The sequence below is a fragment of the Rhodothermales bacterium genome, from assembly GCA_013002345.1.
GTDB lineage: Bacteria > Bacteroidota > Rhodothermia > Rhodothermales > JABDKH01 > JABDKH01.
On sequence record JABDKH010000208.1, the window covers coordinates 1 to 7,262 of the forward strand.

Consider the following 7,262-nt stretch of genomic DNA (forward strand, 5'->3'; position numbering starts at 1 on the left):
TCCAGTTCGAGGAAGAGAGTGCCGAAGGGTCGTACGCCCTGCCGATCCGAATCCGTGATTCCCGCAATCTGATGTTTGCCAACATCTATCTGTACCGCGTCATACGGATGGTGACGCCGTACCCCGCCGGGGTATTGATCGAAAACGCTGCCGGCCTGGATTTCCGCGGCCTCCACGTATACGGCCCGTCAAAGTTCTCGTATGACAACACGCTGGTGGATCGGACCACAGGGCGGGAGGTCCGCTCGCGGGAGATCGCCCGGCTGTGGGTTTCGGGAAGTGCCGAGGTCGCCGGGCCGCCGGACGCTCGTGTCGAGCGCGTGGCGGGCGGATTCGAATTCATTGACGGGGCGGCCGTGGACCCGCACGGCAACGTCTGGTTCGTGGATGGACGGCAGCACCATATCTACCGCTGGGACCACCGGGCGGAGACCCTCACGCTTGTGCGTGATGCGCCTGTGTCGCCGGCGTCACTCACCTTCGACGAGGCGGGTCATGCCATAGTGGTGACCAACACCGGGTGGAGACGGGGAAACGTGGTGAGCTTCCATCCCGACAGCTCGGCGGCCGCCCTCAGGGAGCTTCCGCTGCGAGAGGGTCCGCTTCCGTCGGGACGTACGTATGTATGGCCTGGCCACTTGTGGCGGGACGCACACGATTTCGAACGGGTCACCTCGGCGGTCCATGACCGGTATTACGAGTCACCGGACGGGTCGCTGGTCATCCCGTATCAGGAGGATCTGTTCCGGGCGTACTCGCTGCGAAAGGCGACGCCCGGACGGCCGTTTGTCATGGCCGACGAGTTTGGACAGAAGACCGTTCGATTCTCCGTGGACCAGGACGGGCGACTGCGGGACGCGGAGGCCATCGCCGAGGAGGGCGAACTGGATGTTGCCGAGGGTCCTGACGGCAACTACTACGTGGCGGCCGGTGAGATCTTCGTGTTCGATGAGAGAGGAGCGCTTTTGGACATCATCCGGATGCCAGAGCGGCCGGCAACCCTCGTGTTCGGCGGACCCGGCCGCGACGAGTTATACGTGACGGCCAGGTCGGGGCTGTACCGCGTGCGTCTTCCGTAGCGGCGACGAACTCAGCGGGGCATCACGTATGGGCAGCAGCGGCCATTTCAGCATCCACCGGTGGGATTTTAGTGGAGCAAAGTGGATTCACACCATCGATTCCGCCAACTGCAAACAGTCGGTCCTGGCCGCCTACCGAAGATTTTTTTGTCTCGCTCAACTTAAATGCGCATTGCCCTCCGTCCTGCTACACGAGAACATGCGGGGTCGGTCGACTCTAAGAGTCGGCCCGCGTACCCGTGATGGGCGGACAATGCCCTGCACGGCCCTCGTTACATGACGGTTCCATCTGCGCGGGCGGGGCCAGAGTGACCACAACTCTGGTTGATAGCAATGAAGGCACCGCGCTACCTCTCGTTTCAAGCCCTCTCCCTTGTACTCGTTTTTGCCTTGCTCGCTGGTTGTAGTGAGTCATTCATGGCCGAGGACGATATCGAGGCTCAGGAGCAACTTCTCTCGCAGACCAAACTTCGCCACAGCAAGTTTCTCTCTCGCGCCAAGCGATTGGGCAAGGACGGTAGTGAGCTGAACGTGATCATTTCGACACTCGAGGCACAGAAAGTCATCGAACGATTCAAGGTTCTCGAGCGCTACAAGGTTCTGGAGCGCTACGAGTACGACGACGCGATGGATGGTGTCGCGATCTCGGTGATTGATGAGTCCGGTGAAGACAACTTCGAGGAGTTCTTTGCGCTTCTGGACTCCGATCCAGACGTGGCGTGGTACGAACCTGACTTCAAGCTCTGGGCTCCCGACGCCTACGCGAAGATGGCCTCTGAGACCGAGCTGGTACCGTGGGGCGTCCGGGCCGTAAACGCGGATGGGGACTGGTCAGCCTCTAGTCGTCGCAAGCAGAAGGTTCACGTCTACGTGGTGGATTCGGGCATCGAACACTCGGATCTGAATGTGGTCGAGCGGGTCGATTTCCTAAAGGGCAGCAATGAGAACGGCGATGAGGGCGGCGATGAGGACGGCGACCCGGACGGACACGGAACGCATGTAGCGGGGATAATAGGTGCCATCGAAGATGGTGACCACGTGGTTGGCGTCGCTCCGGGTGTGCAGCTGCACGACTTCCGCGTGTTGGGTGCAGATGGTTCCACGGATGTCTCGGTCGTCATCGCGGCCGTCGAGCGCATCACGGAGGAAAAGCTGGCCAACTCGAAGCAAGCCATGGTTGTTAATATGAGCCTCGGTGAGAACATCGGCACCAGCTCGTTCACGGCGCTCGATGAGGCGATAGAGGCATCGATCGCCGCAGGGGTTATCTACGTAGTGGCTTCAGGCAACTACGGCGATGATGCCGAAAATGTCACTCCGGCGCACGTCGGCGGAGCCATTACGGTTGGCGCGTACGACGAAAGTGGTTATCACGCCTGGTTCTCCGATGCCGGTTCACTGCTGGACGTTTATGCACCCGGTGTTGACATCCTGTCGTTGGAAGCCGGCGGCAGCCTGCAGATGATGAGCGGCACCTCGATGGCGGCCGCGCACGTAACCGGAATCGTCGCTCGTATTCTGGCTGACGATTATCGAGCCAGTCCGTCGAAGGTGGCCAGCCTGATCACCTCTCGTGCATCGGACCTCATCTTCGGAGTGCCAGCCGGGACGACTGACGAGGGCGCCGAAATCGTCCCATGCCCCGAGCGAGACGACGGAGTTTGCGAGTGGGATGGATAGCGACAACACGTCAAAGGAAATTGAAACGGCCCCGCAGGACATGGTTCTGCGGGGTCTCTTCGTTTGACGGAGATAGGACAGGAGTGTACAAATAGGGGACGCGAAGTCATTGCCGACTGACGCGGATACGTTTCTCTGATACGCAGCTCGACTTCGCCGTGCGGCTTTGACTACTTCACGAGCATCACCGTCCGGGATGCGATCCCCGCCGGGCTCTCGAGCCTCACGACGTACAGTCCGCTGCTCAGCCCGCTGCCGTCGAGAACGACGGAGTGACGGCCTGCCTCAAGCGGTCCCGCGTGTAGCACCTCGACGAGACGGCCGAGTGCGTCGGTTACCGAGACAGTGACGTCGCTCTCCAGAGGAATGGATAAGCGAACGGTGGTCGTCGGATTGAAGGGATTCGGATACGCATCCAGCAGCTCGAATGCACTTGGAAGAGCCGACAAGACCTCGACGACGCCGCTGTATTTTGAGCGACCGTCGATGTCAATCTGCCGCAGGCGGAACTTATGGCGGCCCGGGTCCAGATTTGGGACGCGGTAGGCGTACGAATGCGGATTCGAGCTAGTGCCCGCCCCGGCCACGAAGCCTACGGCGACGAACTCTTCTTCCAACCGCTGTTGCACCTCGAAGCCGGCATTGTTCAGCTCTGACGCAGTCGTCCAGGTAAGGACCGCAGTGCTTCCCTCCACGACCGCACGGAACTCGGTCAGCTCGACCGGGAGCCCGCTCGTCAGCTCTGTGTCTGTAGCCATCGCCACCGGACTAGATTTCCCGTGGGCGGCCCACAGGTCGTAGAGCGTATCGCCCCAGTCGTCCGTAACGTTTTCGTCCCGCAGGAACTCCACGTACTCCTTTGACAGCGTTTGGTAGTACAGGGTGGCGGTCACCTGTGCCGCCGTGGCCGGCAGCTCGTAGACGGTGTCGTCCCAGAACTGACCGTCCGCGTAGCTATAGGCCACCGGTGGTGACTGGATCGTTTCGAACGCGGCGTTGGTGAATCCCCGTGGTGGAATCCGATTGTCGCTGTAGATGGTGTCGTTCAGTACGAAGTGGAAGGAGGGGCCTGCCGGAAGGCTAACGGTCGGTGAGAGGGAGGTCGAAATTCCGGGCTTGATCTCGTAGACCTTTATGTCGTCGTCAAGCGTCAGCACGGCCGTCGCGTCGTCGTAGTGGCCGGACTCATAGACGGTAGTCTCGGACGCGTCCGTGGCTTTCAGGTGGATCCACACGCGCCGCCCTTCGGGATAGCCGGACGGCAGCTTGTGTCCCGTCTCGTTCTGGACACGGACCGTGGCCTCGTATCCGCCGGTCGACGGAGTGACGGTGACCGTGAGGGTCGCCGCCTTCTGAAGCATGTCAGCGGCCCGGGCGACAGCTGCGTTGAGTGCCACCGTGTCGGCTTCACCCGGAAAGGCAGCTTCGATCAGAAGGGGCACAAACGTGTTGCCTCCGGTGAAGTCGTGCAGCGGAAGATCAGTCCGATGGACCGCGTCGTTCTGCTTCGCAGCCTGGCCGGTGACGTCCTTCATGTGGCAATCCTGGCACGTCGAGACGTAGTCCTTGTTACCCCCGAACTGCGGTGCGTAGACGCCCGTTGGCGTGTTGTAATCACTGTTCAGCCACTCGCTGTAGGTGCGCTCGACCGGGAACATGGCGTATGGCGAGAAATCGGTAGGTGGTGCATCGAACGTGTTAGGTCCGTAGTCGTCGCCGGCCTGCCGATCGTAGACCGGATTGCTTACGTCGTGGCACGTGCCGCAGATCGCGGCGTCCTGATGGTAGGGAGAGTAGTAGAATTGATGCCGGGCGGCCGCATCCGTGAACGGGCCCCGTTTCGCCTGGTCCGTATCTACGACATACATGCCGTTGGCGGACGCGGGCGGAATGTCCGTCAGGGTGCTCAGATAGGTGGAGTCGCGAGGATACGTCCCGGTGGTATAGTCGCTGTCCCCGGGATACGGATTGGTCCCGACGGGTGTTGGCTTAACCATGCGGTGGCACACATCGCAGAAAATGCTCTGGCGGTCTCCGGTCGTGAAGGCGGATGCATCGGTCGGTGTGGACCGTCCCTCCAGCCATGCGGAGGGAGAGTGGCAGCGGATGCAGTAGTCACCGCTTTCGGGGGCATCCTGGTTTGCGATGGCCAGGCAGGCGTAGAAGAGCGGGTCGCGTGCTGCCTGGGCCATCATGCTGCCCTGCCAGTTAAAGAAGGGCTCAACGGCCTCCTGCCCGTAGCTGGCGTGGCAGCTTTCGCACTTGCTGGTGGCCTCGATCTGGTACGTTCCGGGCTGCGATCCGGCGAGGAAGAAGTCGTTGAGCGTCGTCGGGACGGGTGTGACCTGCGTGGAGATAACCACGGCCGCGACCAACATTAAGGCCGCGGCGGAGATTGTCTTCGCCATCTGCTGAGTTGGGTTCGTTCTGGTGTCGAGCGCTGCGCGGTCCGAACGGGCACCCCGCAGGTGAATGAAACGAGAATCGCTGACTGCTTCGCGTAGGTGGATCTCGTGAATCAACGTAGGTGAGATCCCTACACCTTGATCTGAATGAACGACGAGACCGCACCGCGTCGTCCTCACGTCAAGAAACGAGCTCCCGCACGTGCAGCCGGGGCTCAGCGGCCAGTGGGATTCATGAATGGTAGCATTGAGGTTGACAGCGAACCTGGTCGGGGCAGCACGTTCATCGTGTCATTCCGGCTGCCGGCCGAGACCTGAGCTGCGCCAGGCTTCTCGTCCCCACTTCGTCAAAGAGAGCCGCGTTAGAATTCCACCAGACCTAATCTCACGTGGCAGCTCTGATTGGATTCTCGATATTTGGAGGATTCGGACGGGGGTGAGGCTCGATCGAGCGCTGACGTCCCGGTCGATCTTGTCTTCAGCTGGTTCGTTGAGTTGGAGCAGAAGGCTCCGCACCCAGGTGAGCGGTAGGTCGGGCCTTGTCCTCTAAAAGAAGAACGAAATCCGAAGTCCGTCGAGTGCAGTGGCTACGCTTCTCCTCTCTGCGTGCCAACCCTACAGGGATGGACTCCAACCGATCCGAGGGGTGGGGTCAACGGGAGTCGGACCCGTGTCCTCTACAATGCAGACGAATTCCGGATCCTTATAGACCGGACGTCGATAGCGACACCCAACATTGATCGGTTGAGAGGTTATGCTGAAGAGCCAGTGGGCTAGCGGAGTCCCAGCGGTTTCCCGCGTTGACCAAGCTCTTCGAGCTTCATTGGTGTTCGCCTCCTACTTCTTGGGCGGCTCATTCGTTTTCCCCGTCCTAGCATCGACCGGCAAAGTAGTCTTCGAGTCGCTGCGTGCCAGTTGTGGGTGCCACGACGTCGCTGGTCATCGCCGTAAAGAAGAATGCGAGCAGCTCGCCTTGGTGCCTGTTCGCGACTTTCGTTACTGCAGTCGCCAGCCTCATCATCCACACGGGCACCTCGGTAATGCGGGGGCGCGTTCCTATCGAACGGAACGCCAGCTCCGCAATCTCGCGGTAGGTGATGATCTCAGGTCCGCCAACATCGATTTCCTTGTACTCACCTTCCACCGCGTCGACACAACACACCGCCAGGTCTGCACCGTGTATTGGGTTCATGCGGTTGCCACCTCCACCGATGAGGTAGACGCGACCTCTCTTGGCCATCGTTAAGAACTCTGTCATATCCGAGAAATAGCCGGTCGGTCGTAGCACGGCGTGCTTCATCCCTGATGTCTTGAGCACGGCGACGAAGTCCTCATGTGCCTTGACGATTTGCAGATGCGGCAGGTTGGGACCATTAAACACCGACACGTAGATGAACTTCTCGACGCCGGCGTGCTGCGCTACCTCGAGAAGGTTCACGTTGCCCTGGTAGTCCACGTCTCTGAACGCGAGCTTGTCTCGTTGTTTGGTGATTCCGATCGACGAGAAAACGACGTCGATGTCGTCACAAACATGCTCGAGGGTTTCGGGTCGGGTCACCTCGCCACCGACAATTTCGTCCACCGAGCCCCTCAGGTGATCGAGCTTTTCGGGCGATCGTGCCAGGGCGCGAACGTGATAACCTCGGGCCTTGAATTCCTGCAGTACGAACTGACCCAGGTACCCTGTGGCGCCGGCAACGAGTACGCGCTTCACGAGAATTCTCACCGATCTTCTTCTAGGCCGCTGCTTTTTGTTCGACGGAGCCCGCACCGCGTCTCCCGCTTTCGACACCGGACTTCATGAACTTGTTGAGCAACCAGTCGCGCAGCCAGACCGGCATCCGTGCCAGCTTAGCGGCCTTCTTAGCGCCGGGGCCTACGAGATACCGTGGCTTGGGATTGCTTGAAGTAAGAGCGTGCATGACGTCCTTCACCACGTACGAAGCGGGCAGGATGTCGCGAGGGTTCTCGGCAAGCCTCTTTCCGACCTCGATGAGCGGCGCATACAACTGCAGTAGCTCGGACGATGCAGCATCCAGAATGGCCTGCTTCTGTGCCCTGCCCTTTTCCCAGAGAGCACTCTCGATAGCGCCGGGAT

5 protein-coding genes are annotated in these 7,262 nt (G+C 60.4%); 2 read left to right on the forward strand and 3 right to left on the reverse strand.

Annotated features, from left to right (window positions below; genetic code table 11):
• Both HKN37_10810 and HKN37_10815 read left to right on the forward strand, forming a co-directional pair.
• Positions 1-1,079, forward strand: a 1,079-nt coding sequence (locus tag HKN37_10810) for a gluconolaconase (GenBank protein NNE47139.1), incomplete at its 5' end; no start/stop codon positions are given.
• A 333-nt stretch (positions 1,080-1,412) separates the two neighbouring features.
• Complete coding sequence (locus HKN37_10815; protein NNE47140.1) at positions 1,413-2,759, forward strand: S8 family serine peptidase; 1,347 nt, start codon at positions 1,413-1,415, stop codon at positions 2,757-2,759.
• Positions 2,760-2,929: 170 nt separating this feature from the next.
• Here HKN37_10815 and HKN37_10820 read toward each other — a convergent pair whose 3' ends face one another.
• From HKN37_10820 to HKN37_10830, 3 genes are all read right to left on the reverse strand, one after another.
• Entirely contained in the window at positions 2,930-5,167 is a 2,238-nt protein-coding gene (locus HKN37_10820) for a T9SS type A sorting domain-containing protein (GenBank protein NNE47141.1), read from the reverse strand.
• Positions 5,168-6,035: 868 nt separating this feature from the next.
• Positions 6,036-6,878: an SDR family oxidoreductase gene (locus HKN37_10825; GenBank protein ID NNE47142.1), complete on the reverse strand. Its 843-nt coding sequence runs from the start codon at positions 6,876-6,878 to the stop codon at positions 6,036-6,038.
• A 22-nt stretch (positions 6,879-6,900) separates the two neighbouring features.
• Positions 6,901-7,262 (reverse strand): hypothetical protein (locus HKN37_10830; protein NNE47143.1); only part of this gene is annotated, 362 nt, incomplete at its 5' end.

Coding starts and splice junctions, on each gene's coding strand:
- HKN37_10820 (NNE47141.1), bottom strand. CDS start 5,167: ATGGCGAAGACAATCTCCGCCGCGGCCTTAATGTTGGTCGCGGCCGTG.
- HKN37_10815 (NNE47140.1), top strand. CDS start 1,413: ATGAAGGCACCGCGCTACCTCTCGTTTCAAGCCCTCTCCCTTGTACTC.